Annotated in this window: 11 protein-coding genes; 4 read left to right on the top strand and 7 right to left on the bottom strand. The window is 38.4% G+C overall.

The features are described 5' to 3' along the window. Window positions 1-47: 47 nt before the first annotated feature. The 5 genes from H7U17_RS00320 to H7U17_RS00300 all read right to left on the bottom strand — a co-directional run bounded on the left by H7U17_RS00320 (window position 48) and on the right by H7U17_RS00300 (window position 11856). The gene (locus H7U17_RS00320) at window positions 48-1496 is read right to left on the bottom strand and encodes a SusD/RagB family nutrient-binding outer membrane lipoprotein (protein ID WP_186753589.1); all 1449 of its coding nucleotides are present in this window, start codon (window positions 1494-1496) and stop codon (window positions 48-50) included. Between the two features lie 11 nt (window positions 1497-1507). Further along, on the bottom strand, window positions 1508-4756 hold the full coding sequence (locus H7U17_RS00315) for a SusC/RagA family TonB-linked outer membrane protein (protein ID WP_186753587.1): 3249 nt from the start codon (window positions 4754-4756) through the stop codon (window positions 1508-1510). Between the two features lie 763 nt (window positions 4757-5519). Next, window positions 5520-7085 carry a SusD/RagB family nutrient-binding outer membrane lipoprotein gene (locus tag H7U17_RS00310; RefSeq protein WP_186753585.1) on the bottom strand — a complete coding sequence of 522 codons (1566 nt, stop codon included), beginning with the start codon at window positions 7083-7085 and terminating at the stop codon, window positions 5520-5522. Window positions 7086-7097: 12 nt separating this feature from the next. Continuing rightward, window positions 7098-10367, bottom strand: a complete 3270-nt coding sequence (locus H7U17_RS00305; protein WP_186753583.1) for a SusC/RagA family TonB-linked outer membrane protein — start codon at window positions 10365-10367, stop codon at window positions 7098-7100. A gap of 601 nt (window positions 10368-10968) precedes the next feature. Further along, a complete protein-coding gene (locus tag H7U17_RS00300; protein WP_186753581.1) occupies window positions 10969-11856 on the bottom strand; it encodes an ATP-binding protein in 888 nt (295 codons plus the stop codon). A gap of 388 nt (window positions 11857-12244) precedes the next feature. On the opposite strand from H7U17_RS00300, the gene H7U17_RS00295 reads away from it, so the two are divergent. Then, window positions 12245-13489, top strand: coding sequence for a dipeptidase (locus tag H7U17_RS00295; protein WP_186753579.1), 1245 nt, complete (start codon window positions 12245-12247; stop codon window positions 13487-13489). 44 nt (window positions 13490-13533) lie between these two features. Here H7U17_RS00295 and H7U17_RS00290 read toward each other — a convergent pair whose 3' ends face one another. Then, on the bottom strand, window positions 13534-15117 hold the full coding sequence (locus tag H7U17_RS00290) for a M1 family metallopeptidase (protein ID WP_186753577.1): 1584 nt from the start codon (window positions 15115-15117) through the stop codon (window positions 13534-13536). 316 nt (window positions 15118-15433) lie between these two features. Here H7U17_RS00290 and H7U17_RS00285 point away from each other — a divergent pair, with 316 nt between their 5' ends. The 3 genes from H7U17_RS00285 to H7U17_RS00275 are packed head-to-tail and all read left to right on the top strand — an operon-like array spanning window position 15434 to window position 19269. Beyond that, window positions 15434-16804 (top strand): porin, encoded by a 1371-nt coding sequence (locus tag H7U17_RS00285; protein WP_186753575.1) that lies wholly within the window; start codon window positions 15434-15436, stop codon window positions 16802-16804. Window positions 16805-16816: 12 nt separating this feature from the next. Next, window positions 16817-18406, top strand: coding sequence for a BCCT family transporter (locus H7U17_RS00280; RefSeq protein ID WP_186753573.1), 1590 nt, complete (start codon window positions 16817-16819; stop codon window positions 18404-18406). After that, window positions 18403-19269, top strand: a complete 867-nt coding sequence (locus tag H7U17_RS00275) for a universal stress protein (RefSeq protein ID WP_186753571.1) — start codon at window positions 18403-18405, stop codon at window positions 19267-19269. Before H7U17_RS00280 ends, H7U17_RS00275 begins: the two co-directional genes overlap by 4 nt. Window positions 19270-19290: 21 nt before the next feature. Here the strand turns inward: H7U17_RS00275 and H7U17_RS00270 are convergent, their stop codons facing one another. After that, on the bottom strand, window positions 19291-19728 hold the full coding sequence (locus H7U17_RS00270; protein ID WP_186753557.1) for a UPF0158 family protein: 438 nt from the start codon (window positions 19726-19728) through the stop codon (window positions 19291-19293). Window positions 19729-19906: the final 178 nt, after the last annotated feature.

Here is a 19906-nt window from a genome sequence, read left to right as displayed (position 1 = left end):
CATGCAGCATTATATTATAAAAGATATTACTAATCAAAATATCCTCATTAATTCATATCCCAGAAAATGGGTGAAGTAGTATCATCTCCTCCAAGAACATCACTAGCAGCGTTATAGTTGGTAGTGTTGATCAATGGTTCATTGGTAGGGAAGATCAATCTTTTAGGATTTTCAACTCCATTAGAAACAGCTGTCAATAACTGAGGAGCATCCAATCTTCTCGCTTCAGTCCAAGCCTCATGCCCTTGATTGAACAAGGCAATGTACTTCTGCTTTCCGATTTTCTCTTTATAGTCTCCGGCAGCAGTCAAATAATTAACTGAAGGCTGAGCAATATATAAAGTAGCGGCAGCTTCAGATAAGCCCCAAGCTTCAAAAGAGGCTTGGATACCATTATTATAATGCTCTGCAGCACTTCCTGAAATTATACCTCTTTCAACTGCCTCTGCCAAACTAAATTCAACAAAAGAGTAATCTAAAATAGTACCAGGGAAGGTAGTTTCAACCAATGCTGGATTAACATGTGTCAAACTAGCATAAGCATTTCCTGAGGCCCCATATTCACCCCCAACATAACCATCTTCGATATTATCATCAAAATACGCTTCCATTCTAGGATCATTTACTTCCTCTAGCATATCGATGAAGAATTGGGTAACAACAAAGTCAGAAGCTCTGCTATCCACCTCAAAGTAATCATAAATAGGATTAGTATATGGCTGAGAGCTGCTGAAGTTATATACAGCGTTATCATCGTTTGATTCAAAAACACCTGCAGCAACTGCCTCAGAAATCAGATTAGATGCTACAGACGGCTGTGCATCAGCAAGTCTAAGACCAATTTTCAGTTTGATAGAGTTTGCAAACTTTTCCCAAGCTGCAACATCTCCACCATAAAGAATATCTGAAGACCTACTGAAACCATTAGCACTTGCATCAAAATCATTGATCGCTACATCCAAACTATCGATAATAGCTCCATAGATAAAATCTCCTTCATCATAAACGGGAGTAACATTATCAATGTCTAGTGCTTCTGTAAAAGGAATACTTCCAAAGTTATCTACCAAATATTGGTAAGCATAAACTTCTAGTACTCTAACCATAGCCAATTGGTTATTTCTTACAGGAACCAAATTTGGATCTGCAACCTCCTCACTTAGCAATAGCTCCTTGGCTTGTTTTAATTCAAATAATGTTTCGGTGTAAATATTATCCCACAAACTTCCTCCAACATCTCTGTTTGCTGCATCATAAGCAGACTCCTGAATATAAGTGGTCTGTGTCAAATAGTTTGCCCAAAGCCTATCCAAATTTTGGTTATAATCTATGTTAACCATTTGTTTAACAAGATTATATTGGCCATTGGTAAATAAAACTTCTGGTTTTACCTCAATTGGATTCTTAGGATCTGTATTAAGGTCGGCGAGATTTTCATCACAAGAAGAAAATAGTCCCGCTGCTGCTATACCTAATATTAATAATGACTTTTTCATTGTGATTCAGTTTAGAATTGAACATTTACGTTGAAACCGAATTCTCTAGTAGCCGGCAAAGCTCCGTTTTGGATACCTTGATAGTTACCGGAACTTGCACTAGCCTCAGGATCTGAGTGAGGTAGGTTTTTATGGATGATCCATAGGTTACGACCGAATCCACCAACTGACACTTTTTGGATGAACAAGTTGCTGAATAAAGTAGTAGGAAGATCATACATCAAACTAAGCTCTCTAAGCTTCACAAAAGAAGCATCGTAAACCAATGCTGCATCAGGAGCGTAGGTTCCAGTTTCGCTTGAACCACCATAGTATCCAAGTGGAGTCAAGTAGTTTCCAGCATTTGCACGGATATCGTTTGGAGTACCATCAGCTTTAACACCTGGAAGGATAATACCTCCAGAAGTTGCATCATTGGTAATAGGATCTCTCATTGGATTACCCAAATCGTTCAAGGCTGCAGTTTCAGCATAAAGTCCTGTAGCGTTACCAAAGCCCATATCGTAGCTTATGATATCTCCACCTTTTTGCATATCAATCAAGAAACTGAAAGACAATCCTTTATAACTAAATGTATTATTGATACCACCAATCCAATCAGGTTGGATATTTCCAATGATTTCATTAGTGGATTCAGTTCTTAAATACTTACCATCAGCACCAACTACTTTTTGGCCAGTTGCTTCATCATAAACATAGTCAGTACCGGTAATTGTACCATAAGGCTGACCTTTTCTGGCATTGATCGCAGTTGACCAAGCAGAGTAAATCAATAGGTTTTCTCCTCCTTCATAAAGAGAAACAACCTTGTTTCTATTTCTTGCCCAGTTTACATTAACTCTCCAGGTGAAATCCTGTGTTTGAACAGGTACACCAAATACACTTGCCTCTAAACCTTTATTTTCCATCTCACCGGCATTTACATATTTGTAATTGAAGCCTGTGGCAGAAGATATCTCAGCTGGCACAATTTGGTCAATGGTATTTTTCTGATAAAAAGAAAGATCGGCACCAACTCTATTGTTCAAGAAGTTTACTTCTAAACCGATTTCCATTTCATTGGTTTTCTCAGGCAATAAGGCCGGATTATTATAGGTATCAGGCGTATAGAATAATGGCACACCGTCAAATGGAGTAGCAGCGCTGAAAGTATTCAACACACTATAAGGTGCTGCATCACCACGAACACTTGCATATCCCATTCTCAATTTACCAAAGCTCAATACAGAACTATCGATCAATTCACTGAACACGAAACTACCCGCTACAGATGGATAGAAGTAGCTATTGTTTCCTTGAGGCAAGGTAGATGACTGATCAATTCTACCTGTTGCATCCAAATATAGATAATCCATGTACCCAAGGGTCACCTGACCATAATAACCATATTTTCTATGGTGAGAATCATGTTCTGTTGGTGGCTCAAGAGCATTAACGGAGTTACCCAAAGAGTAAATACCTGGGTTTACCAAACCACCATTAGTACTTGCTCTAGTCCATATAACTTTAGTATTTCTTACGTTAAAACCTAATAAACCTGTCAAAGACAAAGACTCGTTAAGGTTCTTATCAAAAGATAAAATGAAGTCACTATTGTACTGCTCAAATGTTCTCTGGAATTTAGAGTATTCAGACTGATCTAAACTTCCCATTGCAATACGCTCTTCTTGAAGGTCAGAATAAGAGTCAATACCCACTCTACCCATAGCTTTCAACCAATCAGTAATTTCATAAGTCGCTTGGAACTTACCAAAGAACCTGTTACGCTTATCATTCTGATAGTTTTCATATAAAGTCCAATAAGGATTATCAAAATAGTGAGGAGAAGTGTCTCCAGGACCATTAGGGTTCCAAGTAATATTCTTACCGGTTTGCATATAGGCCATTTCCTGCGCCTTAAGATCAACATTGGTTCCGAACCACTGGCGTAAACCTTGAACCACATTTTTCCCATCATAACCAGTACCATAACGACCTTTACCTTCTACTCTGGTATAAGTTGCTTTACCATCAATAGTAAGTCGATCGCTCAAGTTATAAGAAGCGTGCATATCCACCACGTTTCTTTTAACATTACTGTTTGGAAGGATACCAGAACGATCGTCATTGGTATATCCGAAACGAACAGATCCTTTTTCATTGCTTCCAGACAATCCTACATTAGTAATATTACCTACACCAGTTTGGAAAATATAATCAGGACCGTTTTGTGCAGCCACCCAAGGAGTTGGAGTCATATAAGTATCTAGCTCAGGATAGAAAGATTCCCATCCGTAAACCAATAGATCTTCATCAAAAGCAGCTCCGAAAGAAGCATCTTCACCTGCTGGAACTTCAAGGTCCAAAACACCATCACCGTTGACATCAGTATCATAGAAGCCGCCAGTTTCACCATAGTAAGGACCATATCCCTGACCATACTGCTTTTGGTATTTAGGGAAGGTGCTTTTATCCACCATGCTGAAGTTAGTAGAGTGGCTCAAAGACACACCTAAACCATTTTTCTTCTTAGCACCTTTTTTGGTGGTAATCATGATTACACCATTTACAGCATCTGAACCATAAAGTGCAGCTGCTGTAGCACCTTTCAGTACAGAGATTGATTCGATAGTTTCAGGGTCGATATCAGAAGCCGCATTACCATAATCATAACCTCCACCACCAGTTGCTTGGTCAGTAGTGTTGATATTGGAGTTACTGATAGGCACACCATCCACTACGAACAACGCCTGGTTATTTCCCGTAAATGAATTAGAACCTCTAATAACGGCATTAACAGAACCTCCTATAGAGTTACTTTTCTTAACGCTAAGACCAGCAACCTTTCCTGAAAGAGAACTGACAAAACTTGATTCTTTAGCTTTGGCAATTTCATCACCTTTTACTTCCTGTACAGAATATCCAAGAGATCTTTCCTCTCTCTGGATACCCAAGGCAGTTACCACTACTTCAGAAAGTTCTTCAGCATCTGAAGCCATAGCCACATCAATGATGGATCTACCATCGATAGCAACATTCTGAGTAGTCATTCCAATAAAAGAGAAGATCAACACTTCTCCATTTTCTGGTAAATCCAATACGTATTTACCATCCAAGTCTGTGATAGTTCCTGTTGAGGTACCTTTCACGAGAATACTTACACCTGGGATCGGCTCTCCATTATCTGCTGAAGTAACCGTCCCTTTTACTGATGATGTCTGTGCAAAAGAATATTGCAAAAACATACATAGCAAGAGGGCTAATTGTACACTTTTCTTCATATGCGGTTGATTTGATTTTGATGCAAAGTATACAGCCTCATCAAAAAAAAAAACTTTAAGAAATTTTAACATTATGATAACATCAGAAAACCAGAACACAACTTTCTGGTTTTCAGTTAATTACAAGCAATAAATATTTTTTAAAAAAAATTGACCTATTTCAATACACCATATAATTATTATAACAAACTAAATATGAATAAAAGTCGATTCAAAGCCATATATATAGAAGGCTTTTTTCGATTTAACCCAATTTAATTACAGAACACACGAGAAAACTGAATTTTAATTCCAAAGTTTCCATTGTATAATTTTGTATTGACTAAACTATTAAAAGTTTAATTTTATTACCAGCAATAGCATCAATAAAAACAAAATTAAATTTTGTTTTTATTGATTTTATAAAATTTACACATTTCACTAAAACACTTACAAATTCAAAAACAAGAAAGCCATTTAATTATCAATTCAGCCTCAAAAATGCGCTATTTTAACGTTTTTCACACCTCCAGCTATTAATTAATTGAAATTCATAAAATCCCATTATTTTAGAATAATTCAAATTCACGGTATTAAAATGCAATATTTAATACAAGACCGTAATTGACACTTACGGACAAACCTTTCACGTGCCAACACAAAACTATCTATACCACCTCTCACAAATAAGAAAACTACAACACCATTAACACTTAGCCCATCAATAAAGCCGCCCCCTAAAAAGAGAGCGGCTTCAAACAAATTATCTAATCCAAAATATGAATCAATCTACATCCCACCATAATTTAGAATCCAAGGCATCACCATTGTTTAACCTACTTACAGCTTGACTTCTGTTATCCCCATTTAAGGTTCGCTCAAAATCTGGATATTGCAACCTAAAAGGCAAATCAGTAAGTCCTTCCACCAATGAAGTGAATGTATAATCCAATTTTGTCCCTGGCTCAGGTATCACACTAAACTCAGTACCTGGGGTAATCAACGTTTTAGGAAATCCCGTTCTTCTATATTCTTGCCAAGCGGTATGTGCATCCATATATAACGCAATATACTTTTGCGTCAACACAGTCTCTTCATTCGCAGGAGGCAATGCTGAAATATAGGCTTCTACCTGAGCAGGAGCAATCCCCCATTTCGCCATTGAGGCCCTTACACCATTTTCATAGTGAGTCTGGTCCCAACCATTTAATTCACTGAGAATAAATGAAACCTCAGCAAACTCCATAAGGGACTGAGTAAAGTCCGGCGTATTGATAATTTTATCCCCGGGGAAACTTTGCCACACAAACAATTGAGCTTGTGTAGAATTTTCGTTCACAGGCATTCCCACATAATCCCCGTCTCTATTCGGGTTTGCATACATCTCTATACGCGGATCCCGTACTCCAAAAAACGGATTATCAGTGATATCATTAAGATCATGATCAAACAGATTATTACCCAATAATAATTGGCAGAAGGGATGAGAAATAGCAAAGTCAGTCCTATTGCTCACGTTAAACGCCCTATAAAAAGGCCCCGCATTTACATCTGCTGACTCATAAACGAAATTGGCATTATCGTCTACAGAGGTAAAAACCCCTCTAGCAATTGCATCGGCTATATGTGCATCTGCCAATGATGCATTTGCTCCTCTTAACTTTAATGCGACTCTAAGCCTTAGAGAGTTAGCAAATTTCTTCCATTTTGCCATATCCCCACCATAAATCACATCAGCAACCACTCCATCGCCATCCTCTTCAATCATTGCCTCAGCCTCATCCAGCTCATTCAAAATATCAGCATAGATTTTATCCTGCGTAGCATAAACTGGCGCTAGTATCTCTGTTTCTGCACCAGCCATTTGCAATGCCTGAAAATCTGGATCTTCAGCCCCATAGGAATAATACGGAATATCTCCCCAGGTATCCGCCATCACATTAAAGGTCCAAGACATTAAAATCCTGGCCACCGCTATTTGATTGGCATTGGAACCATACTGGCTATTTTCCACCCTAGTTTCCTCATCAGTATTCAGTTGTATCACTTGCCTGAGATCCTCTAAGTTGGCATAGAAATCTTCCCATGTCTCCCTTTGAGATTCCCTGTACACATACCTGTCCTCATCCGCATAGGCTGTCTGCGTCCAATATTGTACAGTCACTAGGGTAAACCTTCCCTGAAACCACTCGTCGTAAAAATCATCCATCATCTTTTTGGTGGCGTCATTTAGCAAACCGGAAGAAGGTGGTGAATTCACCTCATTTGGATTGTTTTCATAATCTAATTCACAGCCGGTGAATAGAATTATAAATCCAAGTATATATATTATTGATTTTATGCTTTTCATTATTTTATGTGTTTATAGTCCAAGATCCAACTTAAAGCCAAAAGTTCTAGAAGTAGGCATAAAAGCTCCCTCAATCCCCTGAATATTACCAGAACCATTCACAGCAATCTCTGGATCCAAACCTTTATAATCCAAACCAAATGTCCACAGGTTTCTACCATAAGCAGAAACTCTTAATGACCGGATCATAGGGAAAGAACTCATATCAAAATTATAACCTACGGCCAATTCCCTAACTTTAATATAATCGGCATCAAATACACTTTGAGCACTTGGCATTCCAAAACCATGATAATGCCTTGCTGCCCAAGCCTGACCCTCAACATAAGTTTCATTAGGAGCGGTATTACTTACAGTATAAGTACCATCTTCGTTGAATTCCACATCACCAGTTACACCATCCAACTTAATACCTCCACCATCTGCAACTGGTGAACGTATTTCATTACCTTGGTCATTCACTCCTGCTGTTGGGCCCCATGTTCCTGCGTAGTGTCCCCACATATGCGAAACTGAGTAAAACTTGCCTCCCTGTTGAATATCAAATAACACACTTAGGTCGAAGCCTTTATAGGTGAAATAATTACGAACACCCATATTATAGTCAGGCATGACAGAACCTAGTGGAACTAAATTCGGCGTCCTAGCCCAATAGCCATTATCTTGAACCACCCTATTGCCCTGATCATCATACAAGAAATCGTAGCCCCAAAGCTGACCATACCGCTCACCAACTGAAGCCCTTAAAGTCACCCCACTAAAAGGAGCGACCCCAATATCCATGGCCTCGATACCATCAATAATGCTCTTAACCTCATTATCTATTTTGGTATAATTCACAGTAATATCCCAACTAAAGTCACTGGTGCGAAAAGGAGTGCCTCTCAACATAACCTCCAAACCTTTATTGACTATTTCACCGGCATTAATAAACTTGGCCTTATAACCTGTTGACCTGGAAACTTCCAGCGGTATTATCTGATCAGTGGTAACATTTTTAAAATAAGTCACATCAAATCCCACTCGATCATTCAACATACTCGCCTCCAAACCAATCTCCCACGTATCTGTGTTTTCCGGTTTCAATTCACTATTCAACAAATCCTCTGGAGTAAACACCCTCGGTAACCCTTGAAAAGTACCATCCTCATTAAATTGATAGGTATTGACCACCCGATATGGATCGGTATCCTTGGACACTCTGGCGGCCCCTACACGCAACTTACCATAACTCAACCATGGTAAGCTCAATCTCTCCGAAAACAAAAAACTAAGGGAGCCTGAAGGATAGAAATAGGAATTATTGCCTTCTGGAAGCGTTGTAGACCAGTCATTCCTGGCCGTCAAATCCAGATACAACATATCCATAAAACCTAAACTAGCCGTAGCGAAAATACTATTTATCCCTTTCTTGGTAGTTTGATCATTGACCAAAACTGCACCTGCAGAATTAAGAAGATTATAAAGTTTTGCTACTACCAAGCCACCAGAAGATTCTCCCCTGTTTAGATGGAGTCGCTGCCTCATCTGATTTCCTCCTATCAATGCATTTAAATTAAAATTCTCATTGATTCGTTTATCATAACCCAAAGTCAGCTCATAATTATATTCGTAATTATTTCTAACCGCTTCATAGTAATAAGACTGAGCCTGAGAACCTACAGCTACCCTCTCCCTATTATAAAAGGAATACAAGTCCCCACTAACACGACCACTCAAATTAAGACCTTCGAGTATTTCATAAGTCAAACCGATATTGCCGTAAAACCTATCCCTTTCATCATCTGCAAAATTCTCATATGCAGCCCAGTGGTGATTATCGGAATAATGTGGAGTAGGATCATACCAAAAATTCCTGTTCCAAGACCTTTGCGTACCGTCATTATTAAGATATTTCTTGGATCTTTCATAATCTATTTGTCGCTGGGTCCATTGAAACAGTATTTGTCCTAACGGACTACCATATGGCTGATTAGAAGCTGGATAACCTAAAAGCGGCCTACCTTTGGTGCTAGTTCTAACAAAATTAATACTGGATGAAGCACTTAACTTGTCCAATATTTTGGTCTTGCCACTAAGAGAAAAGTTATTTTTCAACAAATCAGATCCTGGAAGCGTACCTGTACTTTTTGTATTGGAATAACCAAACCGAACAGCCGAATTCACATTTGAAGTCGAAATTGCTACTGAATTAACATAAGAAACCCCAGTTTCAAAAAAGTCTCTAACATCATTCTCTGGAGCAACCCATGGCCTTGGATTCAAATAATCCTCAGGATAATCTTCACTGAAGGCATCCCAGTGCAATACGGAAATATCTGGATTATACCGTGGCCCCCAACTTTCGTCTATACCATACTGAACTACCTTATAATCTGTACCATTGATATTCGCTACTTCAAAGCCATCTTCACCACCATCTTCATCACCTATTATAGCTCCACCACCATATTTTCTTTGAAGATCAGGCATCAAATAAACACTCTCAAAGTTTACCGATGAACTTATGTCAATATTAAACGACTCTTTACCAGGCACGCCTCTTTTAGTCGTAATCACCAACACACCGTTGGCTGCCCTTGAACCATATAGTGCCGCAGCTGTACCCTTAAGGACAGAAATACTTTCAATGTCATTCGGGTTAAGGTCATTAAGCATATTACCATAATCGTAACCGCCACTACCTTCCTGCATATTCTCATCGTTGAAATTGGAATTATTGACAGGCAAACCATCAATCACGATTAAGGGTTGATTTTCACCAAAAAATGAGCTGGCTCCCCGAATGGTTATTCTTTTTGAACCACCAATATTAGTGGAAGACGAAAGCTGTACACCGGAAACACGCCCGGAAAGAGAACTCAAAACATCAGTTTGCTGGGATTTATTGAGTTCTTCAGAATCAACCTGCTGAACGGAGTAACCCAAGGATGCCTTTTCCCTAGTGATCCCCATAGCAGTTACGACAACCTCAGACAACTCCCTTGCATCGGATTCCATAACTACATCAATTACAGTCTGGTCACCTATAACAACTTCTTGAGAGGTCATACCTATAAATGAGAAGATCAACACTTCTCCACCAGATGGTATTTCCAGAGAATACATACCATCCAAATCTGTGATAGCACCCTTTGAGGTACCTTTCACCAGAATACTTACGCCGGGAATCGGCTCTCCGCTTTCAGCTGAAGTAACCGTTCCTTTTACTGAAGCTGTTTGTGCAAAAACAAATTGCGTAAACAAACCCAGCAAGAGGGCTAATAGTACACTTTTTTTCATATGCGGTTGTTTTATTTTGGTTTATTACTATTTCATTTCTAGAGAAAAGTAATCTCTAACCCTATCAGCACAGCAATAACACTTAACTAACTGGCTATCATCAATTTAAAAAAATAAAATCATTATAAAAAGCTATTTGACCTATTCAAATATTAATTATGACTTTTACAACAGCACTAAAAAACAAATCATAGAAGAATAAAAAATGGAATATACGATTCTATTGAAATTTTATTCCGAATAATCCTTCTAGACCACACTCACGATAATACCGTTAAACACCTTAAAATCAGACCAAATTATACAAATGACCATTTAATGACACCAACTAACAAAAATTGTGTATCAAAATCATGTTTTTATTAAAACCAATTACTTATCAAAAAAATCTATTTCGTTTTTATAACTATTTAAATATTTTTTCAAACTTTTTTTTACCTCTAACCAAAGCGCTGAATATAAGCAATCATGACAGAGATTCATTAGGTATAAAATCTTTCAACAATTACCAATAAATCTCTGCTTACAATAATCATTGATACCAAATAATAAAAGGGAGTGAAAACTAATCCACTCCCCTTTTATTGAACAAAAGTATTTCTCAATAGTCCAATTTATATGCCGCTACTTTATTTTTCATAAATGTAGGGACTAAAACGACTTGCTCATCTTCAAGATAGCCAATATCCGCTGTATTAGACCCAGCATCCTTAGTATCAAGCAACTTGCTAGCTGCACCATTCTGAACAATCCATATTTCGCCTATCCATCTACTAGCAAGAAAATCATTATCACCCAAAATAATTAATCCATCACCTCCAGTAACTTCATCATTGATCACCTCTGCCATACCTCCATCACTATATTTTTTTAATCCAGCTCCATCCAGACTATACAAAACCCCCTCATCACTAAGCCTCAATCCATTAACTGAGTTTTGACCTGAAGCATATTCACTTATCTCACCACCTTCCAAGAAATGGATTTTACCAGTTTCCATATCTGAAAAATATACTTTCCCACCATGAACATCAACATCATTTAGGAAACTAGCTCCTTCTACAGTATAACGATGTGCAATTTCAGCCTTTTCAATATCAATTTCCACCAACTCATCTATATTGGTCACATAAAGTTTTCCATCTAAAATCCCCATACCCTTAGGAGCATCAATTCCATCCACCCAGGTCTTTTCGACTATCTCTCCCTCTTTATTGATAATAGAAATAAAACCTTCCCCATCTTTTTCTCGTGGATCTCCAGCAATATTGGACACATAAATGGTTCCTCCATCCTTATCCACCAAAACAGACTCACAGGTTATAAGCTCCTCAGAAGTTTCCCATAACAAGGTCAGGCTAGGTTCAACCATCTCCTCTTCAACTTCTACCATACTTTCCTCTTTTGTCTCTTTTTTACTTTCACCTCCACAGTTCCAAAACAGAAGTGGAGCTATCATCATAATCAGAAAATTGTTAGTTTTTTTCATGGTCAATTTAAGCTTTAATGGTTTGAATAATAAAAGTACTAAAATAAACTTAGTGAAAATAATAGCCAACCAAGAAGCTTATTGCTTAAAATACTTAGCCATAGATTAATCCAAGCCCTGAAATGCCACTGTCTTTCATCATTCCCCTCTTTTTCTCTTAAAATCTAAAGCAATCATAGGCAATTCCTTGCTATATCCGAAATGACTTAGCATATTGAACGTAAATAAATCGGGCAAGAATTACTTTCTAGACCCAGAACCTACCCAAAATTCCTAATTCCAATAAACCGAACACCGAATCAAAAGGAAATTGATGTCAGGAAATCACCAAAAACTTTATAATTGTTTATCCGCCTATTAACATCATAAATTTATTAAAAAACCGTATATGAAAAACGCCCTTACTCTTAGTACATTTTTTTTAAGTCTTGCTTTGATATCTTGTAATTCAAAGGAAGAAAAAAAGGATTATTCACAAGTCTCTGATGAGGAACGACTCGAATATGCAAAAACCATTGCACACGAAACCATTATGGTAGATGGACATGTCGACTTGCCCTACAGAATGAAAGTAGGCGGTTTCACCCTACAAAGAGAAATATTAGATGTATCCAAAAGAACAGATGGCGGCAACTTTGACTTTCCTAGAGCAAAGGAAGGAGGATTAGACGCACCTTTCATGTCTATCTATTTGCCAGCAAGATACCAACAAACTGGTGGTGCAAAAGTACTGGCTGATTCTCTAATTTTGATGACCAAAAGATTGGCAGAAACTTGGCCAGAAAAATTTGCTATGGCCTATAGCCCTGACGATATTGAAGTCAATTTCAAAGCTGGAAAGATATCCCTACCTATGGGAATGGAGAATGGAGCAGGCATAGAGGACGACCTTTCCAATGTAGCCTACTTTCATGAAAAAGGTATTCGATACATAACACTGACCCATGGAAAGGACAACCTTATTGGAGATTCATCCTATGACACCACCAGAACACATGGCGGACTTTCTGAATTTGGTAAAAAAGTGGTCACGGAAATGAACAAAGTAGGCATCATGGTAGACATTTCGCATGTTTCCGATGACACTTTTTATGATGTCCTAGAAATGACCGATGTCCCTGTTATTGCTTCACATAGTTCTTCCAGAAAATTCACTCCTGGCTTTGAAAGGAATATGAATGACGAAATGGTCAAAGCATTAGGCAAAAACAACGGTGTCATCATGATCAATTTTGGAGGAAGCTTCATCGATGGAGACTATAATGAAAGAACTGCAGCTGTCAGGGAACATATCGTCAATTGGCTTGCCCAAAATGAACTCAGCAGGAGTGATTCTGCAGCACAAGCTTATATAGAAAAATACGTCGCCGATCACAATGTATTCCCGGATGTAAACCTAGTTGCTGATCATATTGACCACGTGGTTAATTTAGCAGGAATTGACCATGTCGGTTTTGGCTCTGACTTTGATGGTGTAGGTGACTCTCTACCCAATGGACTTAAGGATGTGTCTATGTACCCTAACTTGATTGCTGAACTATTGAAGAGAGGATATAGCAGAGAGGACATAGAAAAAATCTGTTATAAAAATGTCTTTAGAGTATGGCGAGCAGTTGAAGAAGCCGCAAGCTAATTCACTAAAAATGTCCCAGCGCCAATATTGCACTGGGGCATTTTCTATTTATCCAACAAATACCAACCATTTGGATCCACTACTATAGGGCTATCACTTTTCAACCTTATTGAATTATTAGAAAGCTCTACCTTTTCGATCCCATCAGAAGTTTTAATTTCCATTGGAAGTGAAAACTGGATATTGGACAATGACACATCATATTTATTCCTGCCTTTTCTCTTGATTTTCACCTTTGGCAATACTGTACTGTACAAATACATATCGAAAAAATTATCTAGATTTCTTCCAGAATAATTCGATACAAAATCAATAAAATCCCTTGAGTTCACTTGATTTTGATAGGTAAATTCTTCACTCTCAATAAATGCTTGCAGCAGAGGGAAAAATATCTCATCCCCCAGCACAAACCTTAAACTGTGAAGCACAAACGCTCCTTTTGAATATATATCTCCCTGATAGGCTTCATCTGAATTAATATTTTCTCCCAACACAACAGGCTGCTCATTCTTGATCCCGCCTGCTAAAGCTTGCGCTCTTTCCAAATAGGCTTCCTCTCCTTCATGATCCAAGTAATAAAGCAAATCCCCATAGGAACAAAAGCCTTCCTGAATCCAGAAATCTCCCCAATCACTTACGGACATTTTATTACCCCACCATTCATGCCCCAGTTCATGATGAAGGAGCGCATCGAAATCTTTCCCTCCAACTTCAGTAAAGTTGAAATCATTCCCATAGGCATTGATTGTCTGATGTTCCATACCTAGGTAAGGCGTTTCGACCACGGCAATTTTATCATCAGGAAATGGATACTCCCCAAAATATTTCTCCTGGGTCTGGGCACTTCTTTCCAAAATCACCATCAGCTCATCAGCCATCCCCCTATTTTCCTCCAATAAATACACTTTCATGGGTATACTTCTGCCATAAACAGACGAATAATTTTTTGACCTTTCCACAAACCTCCCCATAGTAAAATTGATCCCGTAATTATTGATGGGATAGGCCGTTGCCCAATGAAAATAATTATAACCTAAACTGGTTTCCTGATTCAGTAATATTCCATTAGAAGCAACGAAATAGGGAAATGGGACCTTAAAATACAAATCCACCCCATTGCTGGCCTTGCTAGATGGATGATCCAAGCAAGGCATAAAAACCTTGGCCCCCTCCATTTGACAGGAAAGCCCTACCCAGCTATTCCCATGATCATCTTTGCTCCAGGTAAAACCTCCAGACCAAGGAGGGTTGGCCGCTACCGGAGGTCTTCCCCTATAAAAGACCTTTACTTGATTACTGGGAGCATTCAGAAAAATATCAAGCAAGTCATTTTGGTGAACAAAACCAAGCTCTTCCCCCATTGACTCCACCTTGAGCACCTCAAAATGATCCACCAAATCCAATCGTAAAGTATCTATATCTTCATCTGCCTCAAACAACATCTCCATACTTGCATTAATCCCCTTAATTCGAGGCAGTAATTCTATTTCTAAAGAGTAATGCTTGACCTGAAACTTGCCTTGTAACGGATCCATCTCCCCTCCCCAAGACCATCTATCATTTCCTTGTGCCAAAAGGAAATTACATGAAATCAAAAGTACCTGGAATATTATTAAAAACTTTCTCATCAATACAGTTTACTTTACTATTTGCATCCTCAAAACAATGATTTGTCTCCTTTCACAAATTTAGTATTATGCCATTCAAAAATAAGTACCTCTATAAATTTTGACAGCAAATTGCCCAAATATCAGCCATGAAAAGTAGAGATTATTTTTTACACTTAATTTCCAAAAATTGTACAAATCATATTATTGCTATCCAATAAAATTTTATTTCAGCTTCATAATAGCTAATTTATAGTCACTATAATGGTTTATATGATTAATAATCAAACAACAGGCCCTTCAATTGTTTCATTATGGAATTCCTAAACCTTGAAAAATGAATCTGAAATCTGTCATCATTTTTAAAAGTCTATTAAAACATTGTGCAATATTTTTAATATTCATTTACACTCCATCACTAGGGTTTAACCTCAATAAATCTGATAGCACCAAAGAAAGCAACCCCATTAAATTGATTTTCGAAAAGGATTACGGGACAAGCAAAGCAAGCCTAGAAAGAGGAAACTGGGCATCACGTGAAACCAACAGAGATACATCTTGGCTAAAAATCGGGGGAGCACTAAGACTAAATACCATATACAGCTTTTACGAAGGACAAACCTTCCCCTTGGGAACCGATTCCAGAAATGAATGGACTTGGGATACCTGGAGAATCAATGTTGATTCCTATTCAGACGGATTACAGTTTTCATTCGAGTACCGTTTTTACCCTACCTTTAACACCAACTTTATCAAATATGGCTGGATTGGATATCGGTTTAATCCCAAATGGAACTTGCAGCTGGGGATTACACAAGTACCTTTCGGTTTACTCACTTATGCCTCTCACAGCTGGTGGTTCCAAGCACCTTACTATTTAGGGCTGGAAGATGATCACCAAATGGGCTTTAACCTTAGCTATACACCTGAAAAGTGGACTTTCAATTTTGCTTATTTCCCACTATCCGAACCCAGGGGGACTAATGACCCAAATTTTGGCGTCTACCCAAGCGCAAGATACTCGTATGATGTGGTCCCCACTCCAGGAGAAAATAATATTGAAAGAAATCAACTGAACCTCAGAACCACCTACCAATTAGGAAGCACACAACTTGGAGCTTCTGCACAATGGATGGAAATATACAATCAAAGCACCACCAACAAGGGAAAGCAAATAGCAGCAGCTGTCCACGCCGAATGGCAACAAAACCGTTGGAACCTAAAAACTGAAGTGATATATTATAAGTACAATAAAGTCAAAAATGATGCAGGAACAGTTTTGTCAAGCTTACAAATGGGTGCATATGGATTTGGCACCTACGATGTTGCTTCAGAAGCATCTTTATACGTAATTGGCTTGGCATATGACATCCCCACCAATTGGGGCCCAATTTCCAACATCCAAATCTATAATGACTACACCTATATACACAAACCCGGAAAACTTAAATTGGGCAATGAAATCGCTCCTTTTAAAAAGACACAACAAAATGTATTAGGAGCATTAATAACAGCAGGTAAAATCTACACCTACGTTGACATTGCCTCTGGATATAACCATCCTTGGATCAGCGATTCATTTGGCGGCAATGCACTTGGCCCAGGAAGAGGAATGCAATATGACATGCCCGTTTCCGAATCAAACCCTATCGACCCTAAACCTGGCTGGAATACCCGGGTTAACATTAATTTGGGTTATTATTTCTAAATTATAAGTATTATGAAGAAAAAATATTTCGACGTCCATGCCCCCGTATTTTGGCCCGCATCCATACTGATCATCATTTTTATAGTGATCACCTTGGCAGTGGGAAAACCTATGGAACAGATATTTAATAATATCCAAAGTTTCATAACGGAAAAAACCGGCTGGCTTTTTATTATCTCGATCAATGCCTTCATTGTTTTTTGTTTTTACTTGGGATTCAGCAAATACGGCAGTGTAAAATTAGGGGGCAAAAATGCAGAAACAGAGTTCTCCACCTCCTCATGGTTTGCCATGCTATTCAGTGCTGGTATGGGCATAGGGCTATTATTCTGGGGAGTAGCTGAACCGGTCTCCCATTATGCAAACCCACCTTATGGAGAAGGATACACTATTGAATCAGCAACAAGGGCCATGAACCTCACTTTTCTCCACTGGGGCTTTCATGCCTGGGCTATTTATGCCATTGTTGCACTTTCCCTTGCCTTCTTTACCTATAACAGAAAACTGCCATTGACAATTAGGTCAGTATTTTACCCCATCCTTGGGGACAGAATCCATAGTTGGATCGGGGATGTCATCGATGTTATGGCTGTCTTGGCCACCTTGTTTGGCCTTGCAACTTCTTTGGGACTAGGTGTAAAACAGGTCAACGGCGGACTATCTTTCTTATTCGATATCCCCAATTCCACTTCAACTCAAGTACTTTTAATAGCTGGAATTACGGGAATTGCCACTATCAGCGTGTTTTCAGGTATTGACAAAGGTGTAAAATTGCTTAGCGAATGGAATGTAAGAATCGCTGGCATCTTACTGATTTTCATATTAATAGTGGGGCCAAGCCTATTTATTTTTAGATCATTGGTTCAAAACCTAGGTAACTACATTAATGAAATAATCAACGTATCCACTTGGACAGAAGCATATAGAGACAACGGATGGCAGGGGGACTGGACCATTTTCTATTGGGCATGGTGGGTTTCCTGGTCTCCTTTCGTAGGCATGTTTATTGCCAGGGTTTCCAGAGGAAGGACCATCCGGGAATTTATTTTTGGTGTTCTACTGGTGCCAGCCCTGCTAACCTTTCTTTGGTTAACAGCCATGGGAGGAGGAGCCATTTTTCTGGATCTACAGAACGAAGGGCATGAATTGGCCAGTAATATCATTGCTGATGAAGCCACTGCGCTATTCGTTTACCTGAATGAATTCCCTTTTCAAACTATTGGATCACTGGTGGGTGTCCTTTTGGTCATCAGCTTTTTCGTAACATCATCCGATTCTGGATCATTGGTAATTGACAGCATTACAGCAGGCGGAAAACTCGACGCACCAGTAGGGCAAAGGATATTCTGGGCCCTCTCAGAAGGAGGAGTAGCTGCGGTATTATTGGTTGGCGGTGGACTTACCGCCTTACAAACCGCCGCTATCACCACTGGCCTACCTTTCCTGATAGTGCTACTTATCATGGTGTATAGCCTTCATAAGGGACTACAGAAAGAGTACGCCAGAAACCAAGCACTCAAAGAGGAGTTAAACAAAAAATCCTATGAGAAAAACCTCAATCAAGTTATCCAAAAAAACCTTCAAAAAAGACAAGAGCAATGAGAAACATAAAAAATATAGCTGTCTGCCTAGACCTTACCGAAATGGACGGGATATTGCTTACCTACCTCAAAAGACTGCATGATCTGATCCCCTTCCAAAACCTGACCCTTTTACATCTAATGGAATTAGAACAACTTCCAGATGATATCAGTACAGTAATTCCCAAATTAGGGAAATCCTTAGACCAGATAATAGAAAATGAATTATTGGAAACTGCCCAAGAGCATTTTCCTCAAGCAAATGGCCCAAATATAAATTGCCATATCCACACAAACCCAGATGTTGAGGACTTTACGGAATATATAGATAGTCAAGACTATAGCGTAATCATTTATGGCAAGAAAACCAGTTATATGGGCTCAGGAATTTTGAGTGCCAAACTGGTTAGACTATCAAACTGCAACACATTGTTTGTACCTGAAATTGGGCTACCGGTTTTTGAAAACGTAACCATAGCCATTGACTTCAGCTCCTACACGGATAAGATCATCCCAATAGCTAAAAGATTTCAGGAAACAGCCAAAAGCAACATCCATCCAGTGAGTATTCTTAAGATTGGTAGACAATACTTCCCCTACATCAAAAACTACCAACAAATCAGTAAGGACATGGAGAAAGATACCCTACACAAATATAAAAAGCTGCAGAAAAAACATGACTTTAATCCCCCATTATCCATCATCAAGGACAATGAACAAAATATAGGCAAATTAATTTACACATTTGCCGTTCATACTTCATCCAACCTCATCATTGTGGGTAACAAAGGAAAAAATGATGAAGGAGATCTATTAATAGGAAGTGTCACTGAACAATTAATCTCTCATGACAAAAACCTTCCTGTCTTGATAGTAAAAAAATAAAGGGCTCAGAGGCCCTTTTTATCATTCTTGCACATTATAACTATCGATTTGCTCCATCACCCAATCCTTATATTTCACACGACGGTAATCAAGCCATTTTTCCTTATAAGCTTTTGATTCCTCAATCAAAAAGGTAAACCTTTCCATTGCTTTGCTCTTCGTCAAAGCATCATATAAATCCTCCTGAAAAGTCCTATCCTCTACAAACTGCTCTGTAAACTGATCCATTATCAGAGACTCTTGTGCTGGCTCCATTTTTATAAACTCGGCATAGTTCATTGGATCAGCATCGATTTCATCCAATAAATCTTCCTCTTCTTCAGTGAGATTTTCATTAAAGTTTTCCTCCTCATCAGGTAGGTGGTGAATCAGTTTTTTGTCTTCTTGATAATAACAAACCTTTCCTTTTAGCAAATATTTTGCAATAATTTCTATTTCTTTTTCAGATAAGCTGAGCATTGCTTTGTTTATATGTATGATGCTTGAAAATTAAATAACCCTAAACTAAAATCAAATAAACAGCATATATTATTAAAAAAAATTAATCTAACTAACCTAACCCATTAGCAACTCACTAAAAATTAAACATGGATTATACAATTGGATTCATAATAGCCTGTCCTGTGAATTATCTCGA

The sequence above is a fragment of the Echinicola salinicaeni genome, from assembly GCF_014280965.1.
GTDB classification, from domain to species: Bacteria; Bacteroidota; Bacteroidia; order Cytophagales; family Cyclobacteriaceae; genus Echinicola; species Echinicola salinicaeni.
Note: the sequence above shows the minus strand (reverse complement) of the source record. Positions and strands in the feature narration are given on the sequence as shown.